The 18427-nt window shown below is 60.6% G+C and carries 14 protein-coding genes; 5 read left to right on the forward strand and 9 right to left on the reverse strand.

What is annotated here, in order from left to right:
• Window positions 1-23 precede the first annotated feature (23 nt).
• Window positions 24-2057: a transketolase family protein gene (locus tag NQ559_RS10070; protein WP_018694812.1), complete on the forward strand. Its 2034-nt coding sequence runs from the start codon at window positions 24-26 to the stop codon at window positions 2055-2057.
• A gap of 224 nt (window positions 2058-2281) precedes the next feature.
• Here the strand turns inward: NQ559_RS10070 and NQ559_RS10075 are convergent, their stop codons facing one another.
• Window positions 2282-2677 carry a hypothetical protein gene (locus NQ559_RS10075; protein WP_018694813.1) on the reverse strand — a complete coding sequence of 132 codons (396 nt, stop codon included), beginning with the start codon at window positions 2675-2677 and terminating at the stop codon, window positions 2282-2284.
• 390 nt (window positions 2678-3067) lie between these two features.
• Here NQ559_RS10075 and metK point away from each other — a divergent pair, with 390 nt between their 5' ends.
• The 3 genes from metK (at window position 3068) to NQ559_RS10090 (ending at window position 6933) form a co-directional block, all read left to right on the forward strand.
• Complete coding sequence (metK, locus tag NQ559_RS10080; RefSeq protein ID WP_018694814.1) at window positions 3068-4372, forward strand: methionine adenosyltransferase; 1305 nt, start codon at window positions 3068-3070, stop codon at window positions 4370-4372.
• Between the two features lie 167 nt (window positions 4373-4539).
• Window positions 4540-6012 (forward strand): Do family serine endopeptidase, encoded by a 1473-nt coding sequence (locus NQ559_RS10085; RefSeq protein WP_026318182.1) that lies wholly within the window; start codon window positions 4540-4542, stop codon window positions 6010-6012.
• Between the two features lie 60 nt (window positions 6013-6072).
• A complete protein-coding gene (locus NQ559_RS10090; protein ID WP_010266169.1) occupies window positions 6073-6933 on the forward strand; it encodes a sigma-70 family RNA polymerase sigma factor in 861 nt (286 codons plus the stop codon).
• A gap of 72 nt (window positions 6934-7005) precedes the next feature.
• On the opposite strand, the gene NQ559_RS10095 is transcribed toward NQ559_RS10090, so the two are convergent.
• Together NQ559_RS10095 and ung are read right to left on the reverse strand one after the other, a co-directional pair.
• Window positions 7006-7902 carry a 1,4-dihydroxy-2-naphthoate polyprenyltransferase gene (locus NQ559_RS10095; protein ID WP_018694816.1) on the reverse strand — a complete coding sequence of 299 codons (897 nt, stop codon included), beginning with the start codon at window positions 7900-7902 and terminating at the stop codon, window positions 7006-7008.
• Window positions 7903-7936: 34 nt separating this feature from the next.
• A complete protein-coding gene (ung, locus tag NQ559_RS10100) occupies window positions 7937-8599 on the reverse strand; it encodes a uracil-DNA glycosylase (RefSeq protein ID WP_018694817.1) in 663 nt (220 codons plus the stop codon).
• A 71-nt stretch (window positions 8600-8670) separates the two neighbouring features.
• Between ung and NQ559_RS10105 the strand changes: the two genes are divergently transcribed.
• Window positions 8671-9765, forward strand: coding sequence for an alkaline phosphatase (locus tag NQ559_RS10105; protein WP_018694818.1), 1095 nt, complete (start codon window positions 8671-8673; stop codon window positions 9763-9765).
• Between the two features lie 232 nt (window positions 9766-9997).
• Here the strand turns inward: NQ559_RS10105 and NQ559_RS10110 are convergent, their stop codons facing one another.
• The 6 genes from NQ559_RS10110 to NQ559_RS10135 form a co-directional block, all read right to left on the reverse strand.
• Window positions 9998-12907: a M56 family metallopeptidase gene (locus tag NQ559_RS10110; protein ID WP_018694819.1), complete on the reverse strand. Its 2910-nt coding sequence runs from the start codon at window positions 12905-12907 to the stop codon at window positions 9998-10000.
• Between the two features lie 30 nt (window positions 12908-12937).
• Window positions 12938-13312: a BlaI/MecI/CopY family transcriptional regulator gene (locus NQ559_RS10115; RefSeq protein ID WP_018694820.1), complete on the reverse strand. Its 375-nt coding sequence runs from the start codon at window positions 13310-13312 to the stop codon at window positions 12938-12940.
• Window positions 13313-13995: 683 nt separating this feature from the next.
• On the reverse strand, window positions 13996-14742 hold the full coding sequence (gene trmB / locus NQ559_RS10120) for a tRNA (guanosine(46)-N7)-methyltransferase TrmB (protein ID WP_018694822.1): 747 nt from the start codon (window positions 14740-14742) through the stop codon (window positions 13996-13998).
• A 9-nt stretch (window positions 14743-14751) separates the two neighbouring features.
• Window positions 14752-15405, reverse strand: coding sequence for a gliding motility lipoprotein GldH (locus tag NQ559_RS10125; protein ID WP_244061873.1), 654 nt, complete (start codon window positions 15403-15405; stop codon window positions 14752-14754).
• A 3-nt stretch (window positions 15406-15408) separates the two neighbouring features.
• Window positions 15409-16968 (reverse strand): PSP1 domain-containing protein, encoded by a 1560-nt coding sequence (locus NQ559_RS10130; RefSeq protein WP_018694824.1) that lies wholly within the window; start codon window positions 16966-16968, stop codon window positions 15409-15411.
• Between the two features lie 70 nt (window positions 16969-17038).
• A complete protein-coding gene (locus tag NQ559_RS10135) occupies window positions 17039-18397 on the reverse strand; it encodes an MATE family efflux transporter (RefSeq protein ID WP_018694825.1) in 1359 nt (452 codons plus the stop codon).
• Window positions 18398-18427: the final 30 nt, after the last annotated feature.

The following is an 18427-nucleotide window of genomic DNA, read 5'->3' on the forward strand; positions in this document are numbered from 1 at the left end:
AAACCATAAAACCACAGACTGATATGTCATCTACCAATTCCAAACTGACCCGTGTGGCCGACAATATCCGTATCCTTTCGGCCGCCATGGTCGAGAAAGCCAAATCGGGGCATCCCGGTGGCGCCATGGGCGGTGCCGACTTCGTGACGGTGCTCTATACTGAGTTCCTGCGTTACGACCCCGACAACATGGCTTACCCCTACCGTGACCGTTTCTTCCTCGATCCGGGGCATATGTCGCCGATGCTCTACTCGGTGCTGTCGCTGGCGGGATACTATACGACCGAAGACCTGCAATCGCTGCGCCAGTGGGGCAGCGTGACGCCCGGCCACCCCGAGGTGGACGTGATGCGCGGGGTGGAGAATACCTCGGGCCCGCTCGGGCAGGGACATGCCATGGCGCTGGGCGCCGCCATCGCGGAGCGGTTCATGGCGGCCCGCTTCGGCGAGTGGATGGCGCACAAGACCTATGCCTACATCTCCGACGGCGCCGTCGAAGAGGAGATCTCGCAGGGCGTGGGACGCATCGCAGGGCATCTGGGGTTGAGCAACTTCATCATGTACTACGATTCGAACAACATCCAGCTCTCGACCAAGGTCGATGAGGTGGACACCGAGAACGTGGCCATGAAATACGAAGCCTGGGGCTGGAACGTACTGTCGGTCGATGGGCACAATATCAATGAAATCCGCGAGGCGCTCGTGGCGGCCAATTCCGAAACGGAACGCCCGACGCTCATCATCGGCCATACGATCATGGGCAAGGGTGCCCGCACTACCGACGGCGGGAGTTTCGAGGACAAGGTATCGACCCACGGGCAGCCGCTTACGGCGGCAGGCGCCGATTTCGCCGCCACGGTGAAAAACCTCGGGGGCGATCCTGAAAACCCGTTCGCCGTGTTCGAAGAGAGCCGCGAGGCCTTTGCAGAGCGCCGCGAAGCGCTCCGTGCATGGGCTGCCCGCCAGGCCGGGGTCGAGAAGACGTGGCGCGGCGAGCACGGCGAGCTGGCCCGCAAGCTCGACATGTTCCTCTCGGGGCACCTGCCCGAGATCGACTACAAGTCCATCGAGGTAAAGGCAGGCGTTGCGACGCGTGCGGCGTCGGCCACGGTGTTGGGCGTCTTTGCCGAGAAGATCGAAAATATGATCGTGGCTTCGGCCGACCTCTCCAATTCGGACAAGACCGACGGTTTCCTCAAGAAGACCAAGGCTTTCACGAAGGGCGATTTCAGCGGCAAGTTCTTCCAGGCGGGCGTCTCGGAGCTGACGATGGCCTGCGTGGCGAACGGCATGGCGCTGCACGGGGGCGTGATCCCGGCCTGCGGCACCTTCTTTGTTTTTTCGGACTACATGAAACCCGCCGTGCGCCTTTCCGCGCTGATGCGCCTGCACGTGATCTATGTCTGGACACACGACTCGTTCCGCGTGGGCGAGGATGGCCCGACGCACCAGCCCGTCGAACATGAAGCCCAGATACGCCTGATGGAGCACCTGAAGAACCATCACGACGAGCGTTCGATGCTTGTGCTGCGTCCAGCCGACGGCGACGAGACGGTCATGGCCTGGAAGCTGGCCGTCGAGGAGCATCGCCCCGTGGCGCTCGTGCTCTCGCGCCAGAACATCAAGACGCTGCCGGCATTGGGTACGAGCCGCCGCGAAGAGGCCGCGCAGGTTTCGAAGGGCGGTTACGTGGTGATGGATTCGGCTAAACCCGAGGTCGTCATGGTGGCTACCGGCTCGGAGGTCGCTACGCTTGTCGAAGGGGCCGAATTGCTTGCTGCCGAAGGTATTTCGGTGCGCGTGGTGAATGTCCCGAGCGAGGGCCTGTTCCGTGACCAGCCCAAATCCTATCAGGAGGGCATCCTGCCTGCCGGCGTCGTCCGCTACGGCCTGACATCGGGACTTCCGGTGAACCTGATGGGTCTTGTGGGCGAGAAGGGCATGATCCACGGCCTCGACCACTTCGGCTGGTCGGCTCCCTACACGGTGCTCGACGAGAAGTTCGGCTATAACGGTGCCACGGTGGCGGCCGAGGTCAAGAAATTGCTCGGCAGATAATCGTCCGGGTTCCCTGCGCCGTAGAATGCGGGGAGCCGGATAAATACGTAATGAACAAGGCCCCGAAATCATATTCGGGGCCTTGTTTGCAAGGCCTTGCCATGTCCGGATACCGTGGGCCGGAACCTCCCGCAGCAGGAATTGCACCTGCCGTTCCGTAAAAACGCTCCCCGGATTCAGCAAGGATCCGGGGAGCATTATATATATAATTAGGTGCCGCTGTATTACTGCATGTAGAGCGTGATCCGGTCGTAGTATTGCCCGTCGATGAAAAGTTCGCCTGTCAGCCTGCCCCGGCGGATGTATACGTTGCGCAGTTCGCGCGGGTAATCGGCCCGCCCGTAGCTGATGTAGATTTTGTCGTCGTAGGCGTCCCACTGGATGTTGAGCGTGTCGAGGTAACGCCCCGTGTCGGCGTAGCGGAGCTCGTCGGTACCGAAGCCGTCCGCCCCGAAATAGACATAGCTGTCCAGAGGGATGCGTCCGTCCTGGTAGAATCCCAGGTCGCCCGCCCAGACTCTCCCCGAGAGCGTGTCGTACAGGTCGTCGTCATCGTTGTCGCAGCCCGTGAAGGCCACGGCGGCGAACAGGAGCAGTGCGGCGAGGAAAAATCTTTTCATATACGGTGTGTTAAGAATTGTCGGATGCAAAGGTATGTTTTTTTTGCATATTGTGAAAATCCTGCGTATCTTTGCAGTCCCGCCTGTCAAGCGGGGAGATGTGGAAAGATTTGACTGATTGCAACCACAATAAAAAATCGCTAAAACAGCTTATTTTTTATTCCAACAGCCAATTTTTCCCATTTTATACGTTTTTATTTATTTACCGGGTAATTGCATGCCCACGTCAGCCGTTTGTCGGTACCGGTTATTTTGTGTGGTATCGCCAAGTCCCCTCCGGGGAGGGGATTCAGGGAGCGTAGCCTTTTCAGCACGGCTGTAAGCCGTGGGTGCGGCCGCTCCGGGCTATCGGCCGGGGGAAGTATGCGATACCATAAAACAATGTATACAATGGGCTTTTTGTTTACATCGGAATCGGTGTCCGAGGGGCACCCCGATAAAGTTTCAGACCAGATTTCCGACGCCATCCTCGACGAATTCCTGCGCCGCGATGCCAATTCGAAGGTCGCCTGCGAAACGCTGTGCACCACCGGGCTGGTGGTCGTGGCGGGTGAAGTGCGTTCGGATGCCTATGTCGACGTGCAGGGCGTGGCGCGCCGCGTCATCAACCGCATCGGATATACGAAGAGCGAGTACCAGTTCGACTGCAATTCGTGCGGTATCCTGTCGGCCATCCACGAGCAGTCGTCCGACATCAACCAGGGCGTCGTGCGTGCCGCCGAGGAAGACCAGGGCGCCGGCGACCAGGGCATCATGTTCGGCTATGCCTGCAACGAAACCCGCGAGATGATGCCTGCGACGCTGATCCTCTCGCACGTCATCCTCAAGGAGCTGGCCGTCATCCGCCGTGAAGGCGAGGCGATGACCTACCTGCGTCCCGATTCCAAGTCGCAGGTGACGATCGAGTATGACGAACAGACGAACAAACCGCTGCGTGTGCATACCATCGTGGTGTCGACGCAGCACGACGAGTTCATCCTGCCCGGCAACGGCCTCACGGAGAAAGAGGCCGAGGAGCGGATGCAGGAGCGCATCCGCGAGGATGTGCGCACGATCCTCATCCCGCGCGTCAAGGCGCGCCTGGAGCGTGCCGGCGACAAGCTGGCCGGTCTGATCGGCGACGACTACATCCTGCACGTCAACCCCACGGGCAAGTTCGTGATCGGCGGCCCCCACGGCGACACCGGCCTCACGGGGCGCAAGATCATCGTCGATACCTACGGTGGCCGCGGCGCACACGGCGGCGGGGCATTTTCGGGCAAGGACTCGTCGAAGGTAGACCGCTCGGCGGCCTATGCCGCCCGGCACATCGCCAAGAACCTGGTGGCGGCAGGCGTCGCCGACGAAGTGCTCGTCGAGTTATCCTATGCCATCGGCATCGCCCAGCCGCTGTCGATCTACGTAGACACCTATCGTTCGCCCCGCCCCGCGGCGCTGGAGGGGATGACCGACGGCGAAATCGCCCGCCGCATCGGCAGGCTTTTCGACCTGCGCCCCGCCGCGATCGTGAAACGCTTCGGGCTGAAGAACCCGATCTTCGAGGCTACGGCTTCCTACGGGCATTTCGGCAACCGTCCTTATACGCAGGTCGAGAAGGTCTGGGAGAACGGCCGCGAAGTGGAACGCGAGATCGAGTATTTCGGATGGGAGAAGCTCGACGCGGTGGATTGCATCCGTAAAGAGTTCGGGCTGTAACGCTCCGGGACACGGCAGATCGGGACATTCGGCGCGGATGTCCCGATTTTTGTGTATTTCCGCATACTAACCGGACGTTTTCGTTCGTTTGTCCTACGAAATAAAAAATTTTAATAAGCCTATGGCGGAAGTTGCCTCTGATTAATTTATTGAACCAATTAGTGATTATGAAAAAGGCATTTTTAATTTTAGGAGTAGTTGCCGTGTCGGCCGCAGCAGGCGGATTTACGGCTTGGAAAGTTACCGCGCCCCGCGAGGGTTCGGTGCAATACATCGAGCGTGAGGTGGAACGTACGCCCGCGCTGGGAACACATTTTACGTCGTACCAGGCCGAGCAGTACCCCGACCTGACGTACGCCGCCGAGAACGCGGTGAAAGCCGTCGTCAACATCGAGGCCGTGCAGCAGGTGGAGATGCCCCGGCGCCGGGGTTACGACCCGTTCCTGGAGTTCTTCGGTATCCCGCAGGGTTATGACGAAGGGCCGCAGTTCCGCGAGCAGCGTGCCGGCGGTTCGGGTGTCATCATCTCCGAGGACGGCTATGTCGTCACCAACAACCACGTCGTGGACGGGGCCTCGAAGCTCAAGGTGAAGCTCAACGACGGCCGCACGTTCGAGGCCAAGCTCATCGGTAAGGACTCGGCGACCGACCTTGCGCTGCTGAAAATCGAGGCCGCCGACCTGCCGACCGTGCCGTTCGGTTCGTCGGACGCACTGCGCCTGGGCGAGTGGGTGCTGGCGATCGGTTCGCCTTTCGACCTGCAATCGACCATCACGGCCGGCATCGTGAGCGCCAAGGCGCGTAACCTGGGCGTGATTCCCAACGATTTCAGCATCGAGGCTTTCATCCAGACCGATGCCGCGGTGAACCCGGGCAATTCGGGCGGTGCGCTGGTCAATACGCACGGCGAACTGGTGGGTATCAACACGCTGATCAAATCGCAGACGGGCAGCTACGTGGGTTATTCGTTCGCCATTCCCGAGTCGATCGTCCGCAAGGTGGTCGTCGACCTGAAGGAGTACGGCATCGTGCAGCGTGCGCTGCTGGGAATCCGCTATGGCATCGTCGACCAGGACTTCATCGACAACATGGGTGAGGAGACCGGCATCAAGGAACTGGGCGGCGCCTATGTCAGCAGCGTCGTCGAAGGCGGTTCGGCTTCGGAGGCCGGTATCCGCAAGGGCGACGTCATCCTGGACATCGACGGCGTGAAGATCAACGACAATGCGACGCTCTCCGAGCAGATCGGTCGCCGCCGACCCAACGATAAGGTCAAATTATCGGTAAAAAGAGACGGCAAGGTGAAACAAATTGACGTTACTTTGCGTAATAAAGCAGGTAAAACGGAATTAATTACCAAAGAAGACGTCGATATGGTCGAGGTTCTCGGAGGTAAGTTCGCCGATGCGGGCGCCAAACTCTGCCGTGAGCTCGATATCAAGGGTGGCGTGCAGGTAGTCGGCATCAAGGCCGACGGAATTCTGGCCCGTGCCCGTGTTAAGCAGGGATTTGTGATTACCCACATCAACGACCGTCCGGTCTACTCGCTCTCCGACATGGAGCGCTTGACCGACAAGGTACGTTCGATCGACGGCATCTATCCCAACGGCCGTGCTGCAAGCTACGTGCTTGTGGAATAGCAGGACGACCCGGGTGGGTTTTGCTTGAGAAGATAATTTTTTAGGAGGTTAAATAAGAACATGCGTCAATTAAAGATTACCAAGTCCATCACCAACCGCGAGAGCGCTTCGCTGGACAAGTACTTGCAGGAGATCGGCAAGGAGGAGCTCATCACGGTCGAAGAGGAGGTGGAACTCGCCCAACGGATTAAGAAGGGAGACCAGGAAGCCCTGGAGAAACTGACCAAAGCCAACCTGCGCTTCGTGGTCTCCGTAGCCAAACAATACCAGAACCAGGGACTGAGCCTTCCCGACCTGATCAACGAGGGCAACCTGGGGCTTATCAAGGCTGCCGAGAAATTCGACGAAACCCGCGGTTTCAAATTCATCTCGTATGCCGTATGGTGGATTCGCCAGTCGATCCTCCAGGCTCTGGCCGAGCAGTCGCGCATCGTGCGCCTGCCGCTCAACCAGGTGGGGTCGCTCAACAAGATCAACAAGGCGTTCGCCCGCTTCGAGCAGGAGCATGAGCGCACCCCGTCGCCCGAGGAACTGGCCACGGAGCTGGAACTCCCCAAGGAGAAGGTCACCGACACGCTGCGTGTCGCCGGCCGCCACGTCTCGGTCGATGCTCCGTTCGCCGACGGCGAGGACAACTCGCTGCTCGACGTGCTGGTGAACCCCGATTCGCCCAATGCCGACAGGGGGCTGATCAACGAGTCGCTTTCGACCGAGGTCGACCGTGCGCTCGAGACCCTTACGGAACGTGAGCGCGACATCATCAAGTATTTCTTCGGTATCGGGACGTCGGAGATGACCCTCGAGGAGATCGGCGAGAAATTCGACCTGACGCGCGAACGCGTGCGCCAGATCAAGGAGAAGGCGATCCGCCGCCTGCGCCACTCGTCGCGGTCGAAACTGCTGAAATCCTATCTTGGGTAAACGGTATTGTGATCGTAAAATCCCGGACTAAATCAGTTAGTCCGGGATTTTTTTTGTGCCTTTCGCTTCCCTTTACAGCAACAATCCGAGCGTGAGCAGCAGGCCGAACAACAGGATATTGCGTGACGTGGCGCCCAGGACGGCGTTCAGTTCGCGGCCGCGGCCGATCCGTACCATGCGGCGCCATGCAGCGACATGCGGCGGCAGGTAGAGCAGCGGCAGGAGTGCCGCCCATGTCCGCCCGTCGCCCCAAAGCCCGAGGCAGAGCGCTGCGGCCGCGAATCCCGACAGCAGGTAGAGCCGTTGTCCTGCCCGTTCGCCCAGGCGGACGACGAGCGTCCGTTTGCCGCTGCGGGCATCCTGCTCGCGGTCACGGTAGTTGTTGACCATCAGCAGTGTGTCGATCACCAGGCCGCAGGCTGCCGCGATGACCGCCACCTGCCATGTCCAGCCGCCGCAGAGGACGTAGTACGTGCAGCCGACGGGGACGAATCCGAAGAAAAGCAATACGAGCATGTCGCCCCAGCCGTGGTAGGCCAGCGGGTAAGGCCCGGCCGTGTAGAGGAATGCGAAGAGGACGCAGGCGGCGCCGACGGCGATGAGCCACCAGCCCCCGTAGGCGATGAGCCCGCAGCCCGCGGCGCAGGCGGCGAGTGTGGTTGCGGCGATGCCCAGCCGCATGGACTTCGGGGCGATCCACCCCTGGGCGCAGGCGCGTTCAGGCCCGAGGCGGTCTTCTCCGTCGGAGCCTTTCAGGTAATCCCACAGGTCGTTTATCAGGTTGGCGTCGATCTGCATCAGCAAGGCGAATGCGAAGCAGAGTACCGCGGGCAAAAGGACGAACCCGCCGTCCGCCGCCGCAAGGCCGCAGCCCAGCATCACCGGGACGGCGGCTCCGGTCAGTGTCTTGGGACGTGCCGCAAGCAGCCATGCCCGCAGGGAATCGGTGCGTATCTCTTTTGTAGCCATCGTTTCGGTTTGTGGGCGCGGGGCTATCCCGGATTTACCACACGATGGGTTCCTGCCCCACGCTGAGGAGGTATTCGTTGGCGCGCGAGAAATGGCGGCAGCCGAAGAACCCGCGGTAGACCGACAGCGGCGAGGGATGCACAGCCTTGAGTATGCAGTTGCGCTGCGGGTCGGCGATGGCGCCTTTTTTCTGTGCATAGCTGCCCCAGAGCATGTAGACGATACCCTGCTTGCGCTGGGCGATGGCGCGTACCACGGCGTCGGTGAAGGTTTCCCACCCATGCCCGGCGTGCGAGGCTGCCTCGTGGGCGCGGACGGTCAGCACGGCGTTCAGGAGCAGTACCCCCTGCTCGGCCCAGCGGTCGAGGTTGCCCGTCGGGGGGATGGGTGTCCCGGTGTCGTCGGAAACCTCCTTGAAGATGTTTTGCAACGAGGGCGGGAACGGCACGCCGTCGCCTACCGAGAAGCAGAGCCCGTTGGCCTGTCCGGGGCCGTGGTAGGGATCCTGGCCGATGATGACGACTTTCAGTTTGTCGAAGGGGCATTTGTCGAAGGCCCGGAAGATATTGCTGCCGCGCGGGTAGATGCGGTGCGTGGCATATTCCTGCCGTACGAATTGCGTAAGGGCGGCGAAATAAGGTTTCTCGAATTCGGGAGAGAGCAGCTCTTTCCAGTCGGGGGCGATCTTTACATCCATGTTGCAAGGTGGTTAAAGTGGTGTAAATGTAGTAAAAAGTTGGCAGATTCCTGTTATCTTTGCACGAGGATATGAAGAAAGCATTTTTGTTTCTGGCGTTGTGCCTGCTCGGTGCAGGCCGCGCAGCGGCTGCGGAACCCGTCGACAGTGTCCGCAATGTGATTTATATGATCGGCGACGGCATGGGCCTGGCGCATGTTTCGATGCTCGCCGTCGAAGGCGGCTATGCCCCGACGGCTTTCGACCGGGCACAGGGTATTGCCCTGATCTCGACCTATTCGGCCAACAACCGGGTGACGGATTCCGCGGCTGCGGGGACGGCGCTGGCATGCGGGAGCAAGACGAATAACGGTACGTTGGGGCTGGATCCCCGGGGCGGGCGTCTGCAGTCGCTCATCGAGTGGGCGGTGGCCGAAGGGATGCCTGCGGGGATTGCCGTGAAATGCCATCTCCAGCATGCCACCCCTGCTGCATTTTACGCGCATGTCCCGGATCGGGGCGACGAAAAGGCCATTACGCGCGACCTGCTGGCGAGCAATATCGACGTGCTCATAGGTGCCGGCAGGCGGCTCGAAAAGGAGTCCCCCGAGGGCGGTTCGTATCGTGATGCGTTCGGCCGCCGCGGCTATGCGGTCGCCGGTTCGCTCGAAGAGGCGGAGCCCGTTCGTGCGGGACGATTGCTGTGTGCCGTGACCGATGAAAATATCCCGAAGACGATCCGGCGCGAAGATTACCTGCGCTGCGCCACGCAGAAGGCACTGGAAATACTCGCCCATAATGCCGATTCCGTCGGCCGCGGCTTTGTGCTGATGGTCGAGGGCTCGCTTATCGACGGTGCGTCGCACGGTAACGATGCGGAGAAGATACTGGCCGAAATGCGCGATTTCGAGCGTGCCGTGGCTGCGGCGATGGACTTTGCCGACCGCACGCCGGGGACGCTGGTCGTAGTGACGGCCGACCATGAAACCGGGGGGCTCGCCATCCCGAGCTGCGACGGTGATTTTACCCGCTCCGAGAGCGGTATCCGATATGTTTTCGGATCCAAAAGCCACACGGCGACCTACGTCCCCGTTTACCTTTATGGTACGGGTGCGGGGCATATTGCTGGAATAATGGACAACACGCAACTCGCCCGGCGGGTCATGGCGCTGCTCGGGAAGGAGTAGCCGTTTTTGTGCAGCGCGCCCGGTGCGGCCCCACCGGAAGGCATGCCATTGTCCGGTGAACGGGGGCCGGGAATTACGCCCTGCCTGCACGGGTGATGCTGTTTCGGAGAATTGCTGCGCCGCCCGGCGGCAAACGGCTCCGGTTCCGCCCCGTATTAAATACAAACGGCGTCCACTGAACTCGGGGTGGACACCGTTTGCTGCTTATGGTTGGTGCGATGCTTCGGAAAGCCTACTTTTTTTGGGTGCCATAGCCGACTACTAAAATCTCTTCCATGTCACCTTCCCGCTGTGCGGTGTCCTTGTCGTGGAGGATGCCTTCGGATGTCTGGACAGCGAAGTCTACCGGCATGCCGAATTTTACGCGTACGGCCTCTCCGCGCTGTTTGCCGGGCGTCCATTTCGGGGATTTGCCGATGACGCGCAGTACCTCGTCCGCAAGGGATTTATCGGGCGATTTGAATATTTCGGCGTTGCCCACCGAGCCGTCCTTCTCGATGACGAACGTGACCAGGACTTTCCCGTAAATGTTTTTGCCGAGGGCTTCCGCCGGGTATTTCACGTTCATTTGTACCCACCGGCGAAACTCGCCGATGTCGCCGCCGTTGAATTGCGGCGGGGTATCCACCACCAGGAACGGCTCCTCCCCGGAACCTTTGTTTTCACTGGTCTTAGTGTCCTGTGCCGTAGCAGTTATTCTGAAATCAACGGGCAGCGTATATCTCACACGCACCTTTTCGCCGCGCTGTTCGCCCGGTTTCCATTTGGGCGAAGCTGCGACGACGCGCCGCGTCTCTTCCGAGAATGCCTTGCCCGGCGTCTGAAGTATCTGGATATTGCTTACCGAGCCGTCCTTTTCGACGACGAACGACAGTACGACACGTCCCTGCTCCCCGTTCCTGAATGCCTCGGCCGGGTATTTCACATTCGCCTGCACCCACGTACGGAAGGTGTTCAGGTCGCCGTATCCGGGGTTGTCGCCCTCCTGCATCGGGAACAAGGGCATGGTTTCTGCGATCAGGAACGGCTGGTCGTCCTCCTTCTCGCCGGTTTCGCGGATGCTGCCGTCCTGCAGTTCGGCCTGTGCCGTGGCTCCCATTCTGAAATCTACGGGCAGGGTGTATTTCACGCGCACCTTCTGCCCCCGTTGTTCGCCGGGTGTCCATTTGGGCGATGCTTCGATTACGCGCAGCGCCTCAGCCGAGAGCGATCGGTCGGGTGTCTGGAGTATCTGCATATTGCTTACCGAACCATCCTTTTCGACGACGAACGACAATATGACGCGCCCCTGGATATTGTTTTTGACGGCTTCGGCCGGATATTTCACATTTTCCTGCACCCATGCGCGGAAGGTGTTGAGGTCGCCGCCCCGGAACGAGGGCATCGTTTCTGCGATCAGGAAGGGCTGCTCGTTATCTTGCGCAAAGCTGCCGGTCATGGTCATGCCCCTCTGCTCCGATGCGGCCGGTGCGGGGCTGTATCCTTTGGTCGTTATGATTACCACGCCGTTGCGGGCTCGTTGCCCGTAGGTCGCTACGGAGGCTTGGTCTTTGAGAATCGTTATGTTTTCTATGCGGTTCGGATCGAGCTTGTTTATGAAATCGGGGGCCACCTCGATCCCGTCGACCACCCAGAGCGGGTTGCCGATCTCGGCCGAAAGCACCGGTGTCCCCGGGGTTTCGGATTCCAGCGGGATCCCGGCAAACTGACGGGCTGCCTCTCCGACCTCCAGCAGGTAGGGTTTGCAACCGACGTAGGTGACGGTGAGTATTGATCCCTGCGGGGCGGAGATTTCCGCATGTCCCGATTTATCGGTGACAACGCCCTTTTGCGTATCCTTTATCGTTATCACTGCTCCGGGCAGGGGTTCGCCGTCCTTAAGTACCGTTACGGCGACCTGTTTTTCGGTGGTTGCCGCTCCTTGGTTCGACGAGCTTGCGGCCCTGTTTTCAGTTCGGAGCAACACGACGACGGTGGCCTCCTTTTGGCTATGCTGCTTCGTATCGACCGTCGCCGGTTCGTAGCCGGGATAGCTTATCATGAGTTTGCTGCCGCCCGGGACGGCGATCTCGGCATGCCCGTCCGTATCGGTCACGGTGCCCTGCGTCGTGCCTATGACCTGTACGATGGCCCCGGAGAGCGCCCCTTTGTCCTTGCTCCGAACCTCTATCGACACGCTGCGTGTCTTGTCCTTTTTTTCATCTCCGGCATTCTGTGTTTCCAGCCCGGGAGCGGTTCCTATACCTGTGCCGGCTGTCGGGGCGACGATCACTGCGGCGCGCGTAGTGAACGAAAATGCGCACAGGAGCCCTATCAGGGCAGGCAGCGTACCTGCCAGCCGGAGCAGGCTGTGCCTGCCTTTTGTCTGCGTAGTCATCATTTTAAAGCGTTTTTTAGTAAGTGAGTTACGCAGCCCGTTGGCTATTTCCGGACTATAACCGAAAAGCTGCTTGAAGATCGTTTGCATGTATTCGGCCCTGTCGTAGCCGCTCGTGAGCACGTCGCTGTCGGCCTCGAATTCCTCGGCCTCGGTCAGCCGCCGTGCAGCTATCCATACGAAGGGGTTCCACCACAGGGCGGCTTTCATGGTTTCCATGACGATCCGCTCGAGGGAGTGGCGGTGGGCTATGTGGCTCGATTCGTGGGCCAGGATCGCCCCCATTTCCGCGGCGGGGGTTGCGGCCCATATGTAGATTGTGCGGAAGAACGAGAACGAAGCGATCTCCTGCCGCGTGCGCACGATCCTGTATTTGCCCGTGCGGGTGACCTCCGCGCCGCGCCGCAGGCGCCGGATACGGAATATCTGCCACAACATGATGCCGAGAATCAGGGTTGCACCTGCCAGGTAAAGCCCCAGGCACAGATGCCCGGGCGTGATGGCGTGCGCCTCGGCGTCGGGCAGCACTTCGGCCGTCCAGTCAGCGAGGTCGGGCGCAGTTACGGTCGGGGTCGCCACGATGACCTGCCCCGGCCATACGGGGATGCGTAGCAGGGGGATCAGTGCGGCTGCGGCCGTCGAGGCAAGCAGGTACAGGCGGCACCAGCGGAATTTCACCCTGCGGTCGAGCAGGATGGTGTAGGCCGCTAACAGCACGCCGCTGCATGCGAGGACTTCGAGGGCATATATGGCCAGCGTTTTCATGGTCGTAAGGGCTTGGGGCGGAGCGGGCGATTATTTGCGGGCGTTCTGCATGATTTGGAGAATCTCCTCCATCTCCGTGACCGAGATGTCCTCATGGCGCGAGAAGAACGAAACCATCTGTGCCAGCGAGCCGTCGAAATAGGACGACAGTACCGACGACATGACCCCGCGTGCGTACTCTTCGCGGCTTACGGCCGGATAGTAGCGGTGGCTTTTGCCCTCGGGCGTGTGGTTGACGAAACCTTTGTTTTCGAGGATTTTGAGGAAGGTTGCGACCGTGGTGTATTTCGGGCGGGGTTCTTTTGTCTGGGCGATGATTTCGTTGACCACCGCATCGCCCAGCCTCCAGAGTATCTGCATGATCTCCTCTTCGCCGCGTGTGAGTTCCGTTAATTTCTTATCCATATCAAAAAGCGCTTTTTTAGTTCCTGTTGCAAGTTTACTACTAAATTTTTAGATATGCAAATTTTTCTTCTAAAAAATTAGTAGAATGATGCGGGAGGGGATCGTACCTATGTTTATAAGATAAGCATTTGATTGCGGAGTATGCAGCACTGGGTCGGGACGAGGCGTCGGAAGAGCCGGGGCGGGCGGGGACTGGAACGTGGAGGGCCTGATCCGGGGGCGTCGCAGGGAGGAGGCCGCGAAGGTATGGGAGAAATGGAAGCCGGAGGCGGATGGGGGCGTGACCGTATGACGGCCTGGAGGGTGGGCGGTGCCGGATCCATAGGCGGGGGCCGTGCGGAAGTGCGGGGAGGGTGGACGAAGCCGGGGTGGGCGGAGGCTGTGGTGTGGAGCCAGGGGTGCGGCTGGGGGCAGCAGGAGGACGGAGGATTAGCGGGTTGCGGTAACCGGGGCCCGGATATGGAAATCCCCGCAGAGGGAGTGGGTGGATCGGGCAAATGGCTCTACCCGGGCAAAACTGCTGGGCGCGTAACCAGCCCCGGGCACGGGGTGGATCGGGCAAATGACCCTACGCGGCAAAAAATGCGGGGTGCGTAAAGAGCCCCGGGTATGGGGTGAGGTGTCGAACCTTACCTATTCCTTACGGGCGTTGCGGCCGGAGCTATGCTTTTCCGGCCGGCGTACTAACCCTGCCGTGCCTCTTCGTTGTCCTTCTCCGCCTTCTCGTCCTCTTCCCAGTCGAACCACGGGAATTCGTGGCGCCCGGCGAGCGAAAAACGGGTATAGGTGATCGGGAGCCCCATTTCGAGGAACCGTTTTTCGTAGGCGGTCTTGACCGACAGTACCTCGTCGGCGTAGCCCGTGCCGTAGATGTCGGCGTTCGAGACTTCGCACGGCAGGCCGTAGCGGCGCACCACCTCGTTCGTATAGCCGAAAAGATGTTTCGAATCGGTCTTGAGGTTGATCCAACCGCCCGGGGACAGTATGCGGGCGTAATATCCGAGGAAAAGCGGCGAGGTGAGGCGTTTCTTCGCCCGGCGGCTCTTGAGTTGCGGGTCGGGGAAGGTGATCCATATCTCGTCGACCTCGCCCTCGGCGAACAGGCCGTTGATAAACTCGATGCGCGTGCGCAGGAACCCCACGTTGGGCATCTTGCGGTCGGTGGCGGTCTTAGCGCCCCGCCACATGCGTGCACCCTTGATGTCGATGCCGATGAAATTGCGCGACGGGTCGCGCTCGGCCAGCGCTACGGTATATTCGCCCTTGCCGCAGCCCAATTCGAGTACGATCGGGTTGTCGTTATGGAAAAAGTCGCTGCGCCAATGCCCCTTGAGCGGGTGGTCGCAACGGAATACCTCGTCGAATTCGGGTTGTATGAAACAGTCGAAAGTCAGGTTCTCGCGGAACTTGCGGAGCTTGTCCTTGCCCATTGTTGTCTCTTATTCGCTTTTTACGATATTTATGCCGACGGCCTCGACGCCCTTCACCGGGCGGCCGGGTGTGACGGTTATGCAGTAGTCGCCCGTGCGGGCGAAGCGGATGCGGCGGCGATAGGGGAGGTCGGCCTCGCGCGACAGGGCGGCCGGAGTGTGCGCGGCCGGGAGTGTGAGCCGGAAAGCCTCTTCGTGCCGGAGCGAATCGGGTGTGACGACTGCTATGCGTACCGTCAGCGTGTCTTCGTCCATGCGGTCGTCGTAGCGCAGGAACAAATCCATGTCACGCAGCGTCGTCGTATCTGTGTTGGTGAAGACGATGGCGGCGGGGGCGTCCCAGCCCGAGGCATTCACATCGGTCACCGCGGCTCCGTGGGGTGACACGCAGCCTGCGGCAAAGGCCGCGGTGGAAAGGAGTACTGCCCGACGGACTTTCCGGAATGCGCTGCCCGTCCGATCCCGGTATGCGGTTGTGCCGGACGCTGCCCTGCCCGACCTCGGCGTATGGAACCACGTTGTGCCGGGTTGTGTTGCGCAGGGTTGTGTCGTACAGGGCTGCATTGCTCCGGCCTGCGTGGCTGTGCTTCCCGGAATGCCGGCCGTCTGCCGAAGCGTTCCGGCTGCTGCGCGACGTGCCGCTATGTCACGTGCCCGTATCACCGTCTATTCGTTTGAACCCCCGTTGCTTCCGCTGCCGTTGTCGCTGCCCCCTTCGCGGCGTTCGCCTCCCGGACGGCGGCGGTTGCGGTTGTTTCGCCTGTTGCCACCTTCGCGGCGTTCCCCGCCATTTGTATTGCCCTCTGCGCCGTTGTTGCCTCCGTTGTTGCCGTTGCCATTGTTGCGGGGAGCTGCCTCATTGCGGTTCCCGTTGCGGCGGTCACCGCCGTTGCGGCCCTCCCCGTTGTTCCGGTTCTCGTTGCTGCGGCCTTCCCCGTTACGGTTCTCCCCGTTGCGGGAACGGTCGCTGCGCCGCTGGCGGCGTTCGGGGCGCTCCTGCTGGGGCTGCTGCCCCGGCTGAGCCTGGCGGCGCTCCTGTCCTGTTTCCTGGGAAGGTTGTCCGTTCTGCCCCTCCTGCCCGTTCTGTTTGCCCCGGTTGCGGCCGCGCTTGTTGCGCCGTTTGGCCGAGTCGAAACGGGTGATGCTGTCCTCTTCGGAGCGGTAGGTCGGCTCCTCGGCTATCGGGCGGATGTCGTCGGCGTGCTGCAGCTGGTCGACCTTCTTGCCCGCACGGTTCAGCGCCATGATTTCGCGCACGCGCGACACGGGCAGCGTAGTGACATTGACCATCGCATCCTTGCTTGACGAGAAGGTCATCGTGCCGGCGAGGATGTCGCTTTTGACGAGGAAATATTCGCCGTCGATGGCCTGCAACGGCTCACGCAGGCGCGGGAACTCCTTGCGGGCGTCGACATAGGTGTCGTATTCGTACATCATGCAGCATTTGAGCTTCGAGCACTGCCCGGCCAGTTTCTGGGGATTGAGCGAAATCTCCTGTGCACGGGCGGCACCCGTCGTGACGCTCGAGAAGCTCGACATCCACGATGCGCAGCACAGCTCGCGCCCGCAGGCACCCAGCCCGCCGATGCGCCCGGCTTCCTGGCGTGCGCCGATCTGCTTCATTTCGATGCGGATGTGGAACCGCTCGGCGAAGACCTTGATCAGTTCGCGAAAATCGACACGCTCGTCGGCGATATAGTAGAAAATAGCCTTGATCTTGTCCCCCTGGTACTCCACGTCGCCGATCTTCATGTTGAGTCCCATGTCGGCGGCAATCTGGCGCGAAGCGATCATCGTCTCGTGTTCGAGGGCAATGGCCTCCTGCCATTTCTCGATGTCGTAGGGTTTGGCCTTGCGGTAAACCTTCTTGAACTCGCCGTTGTAGGGGTTGAATCCCGTGCGGCGCATCTGGCGTGCTACCAGGTCGCCCGTGAGCGAAACGACGCCGATGTCGTGTCCGGGCGATGCCTCGACCGCCACGATGTCGCCCCGCTTGAGCTGCAGGTTGTTGGCGTTCTGGTAGAACGAGCGGCGCGTGTTCTTGAACCGCACCTCCACGATGTCGGTCGGGATATTCTCGGGGTACTCCTCGAGCCACGCCGTTTCGTGGAGCTTGAAACACCCGTCGCAGAGTTTCGCCTCGCACTCTGCGCCGCAATCGCAGAAACTGCATCCGCGGCCGACTTCGGGTTTACACTTTTTCGTATATTGTTTTTCGGTGTCCATTTGTGGGCATAATTTGCGTAAAGATACGAAATTTTTTTTAACCGGCGGTCACTGTGCCTAAATCGTTGCCTCAATTGCCCAGGCGGAGCTTGCGGACGCTGCGCCGGATGCGGACGATCATCATCACGGCCGCGGCCGACAGGCCGAACGAGAAGCCGAGGAAAAGCCCCGTCGGCCCCATGCCGAGCGTGAAGCCGAACAGGTAACCCACCGGCAGGTTCAGCAGCCAGTAGGATACGAAGGCGATCGGCATGATGATCTTCACGTCCTGTATGCCGCGCAGAATACCCACCGAAACATTCTGGATGCCGTCCGAAAGCTGGTAGAGCGCCGCGAAGACCAGCAGTTGCGAAGCGATGGCGATCACCTCGGGGTTGGTCGAGAAGAACGTCGGGATGATGTTGCGCATGGTGATGAAGACCAGCGCTGCAAAAGCGTTCCAGGCCAGTACCAGGTGGTACGACGCCTTGGCCGCCAGCGACAGCTCCCCGATGTTGCGGGCACCGTAGCAGTGCGACACGCGGATGGTGGTGGCCGCACCGATCGACATGACGATCATGAAGGCGCAGTTGCCGATCGTGACGGCGATCTGGTTGGCGCTCATGGTCTCCTTGCCGAACCAGCCCATCATGATCCCCGTGCCGACGAACGCCGAGGCTTCGAGGAACATCTGCATCGAGATCGGAAGCCCCATGTGCAGCAGGTTCTTCACCGTGGCCCACGAATAGTTGCGGGGCGAGAACCCGTCGAGGTAGCCGCGGTATTTGTGGCGGTTGTAGAAGTAGCCGATCATCAGGATCGGGGCGATGATGCGTGAGAGCAGCGTACCCAGCCCGGCGCCTTCGGCACCCATCTCGGGAAGGCCGAAGCGGCCGTAGATGAACACCGCGTTGAAGCCGATGTTGGCCAGGTTGGCGATGATCGTCACGACCATCTCGACCTTGGTGTTGCCCACGCCTTCGAGGAATTGCTTGAAGGCGAAGAAGAGCATGACGAACGGCATGCTGAATACCAGCATCTTGTAGTAGGGAATGGCCATGTCGACGACCTCGACGGGCTGGCCGAGGTGGTACATGAGCGGGATGACGGCATATTGTACGGCGGCCATCGCGAACCCGAGCAGCGTGTAGAACAGGATGCCGTTTTGCAGCAGCCCGGCCGACTTCTCGCGGTCGCCCTGCGCGTAGAGTTCCCCCACGAGGGGCGTCATGCCCAGCGCGATGCCGATGGCGGCGATGAAAAGGATGAAGAACACCGCCCCGCCGAACGATACGGCGGCCAGCGGCACGGGGTCGTCGCCGCCGTAGCGGCCTACCATCAGGTTGTCGGCCACCTGCGTGAGGATCTGTCCCAATTGCGTCAGTACGACGGGCAGCGCCAGCCGCAGGTTGGACTTGTACTGGTCTTTGTATTTCGAGAAACTGTACATTCGGTTTTCCGGATTAGGGTGCAAAGATAG

The sequence above is a fragment of the Alistipes onderdonkii genome (assembly GCF_025145285.1).
GTDB classification, from domain to species: Bacteria; Bacteroidota; Bacteroidia; order Bacteroidales; family Rikenellaceae; genus Alistipes; species Alistipes onderdonkii.

Bases quoted from the DNA above. Each gene is read 5' to 3' on its own strand.
- NQ559_RS10105 (WP_018694818.1), top strand. From the start codon at position 8,671: ATGAAGAAAGCATTTTTGTTTCTGGCGTTGTGCCTGCTCGGTGCAGGC.
- NQ559_RS10070 (WP_018694812.1), top strand. From the start codon at position 24: ATGTCATCTACCAATTCCAAACTGACCCGTGTGGCCGACAATATCCGT.
- NQ559_RS10085 (WP_026318182.1), top strand. From the start codon at position 4,540: ATGAAAAAGGCATTTTTAATTTTAGGAGTAGTTGCCGTGTCGGCCGCA.
- NQ559_RS10130 (WP_018694824.1), bottom strand. From the start codon at position 16,968: ATGGACACCGAAAAACAATATACGAAAAAGTGTAAACCCGAAGTCGGC.
- NQ559_RS10075 (WP_018694813.1), bottom strand. From the start codon at position 2,677: ATGAAAAGATTTTTCCTCGCCGCACTGCTCCTGTTCGCCGCCGTGGCC.
- NQ559_RS10090 (WP_010266169.1), top strand. From the start codon at position 6,073: ATGCGTCAATTAAAGATTACCAAGTCCATCACCAACCGCGAGAGCGCT.
- trmB (WP_018694822.1), bottom strand. From the start codon at position 14,742: ATGGGCAAGGACAAGCTCCGCAAGTTCCGCGAGAACCTGACTTTCGAC.
- NQ559_RS10110 (WP_018694819.1), bottom strand. From the start codon at position 12,907: ATGAAAACGCTGGCCATATATGCCCTCGAAGTCCTCGCATGCAGCGGC.
- NQ559_RS10095 (WP_018694816.1), bottom strand. From the start codon at position 7,902: ATGGCTACAAAAGAGATACGCACCGATTCCCTGCGGGCATGGCTGCTT.
- ung (WP_018694817.1), bottom strand. From the start codon at position 8,599: ATGGATGTAAAGATCGCCCCCGACTGGAAAGAGCTGCTCTCTCCCGAA.
- NQ559_RS10135 (WP_018694825.1), bottom strand. From the start codon at position 18,397: ATGTACAGTTTCTCGAAATACAAAGACCAGTACAAGTCCAACCTGCGG.
- metK (WP_018694814.1), top strand. From the start codon at position 3,068: ATGGGCTTTTTGTTTACATCGGAATCGGTGTCCGAGGGGCACCCCGAT.
- NQ559_RS10115 (WP_018694820.1), bottom strand. From the start codon at position 13,312: ATGGATAAGAAATTAACGGAACTCACACGCGGCGAAGAGGAGATCATG.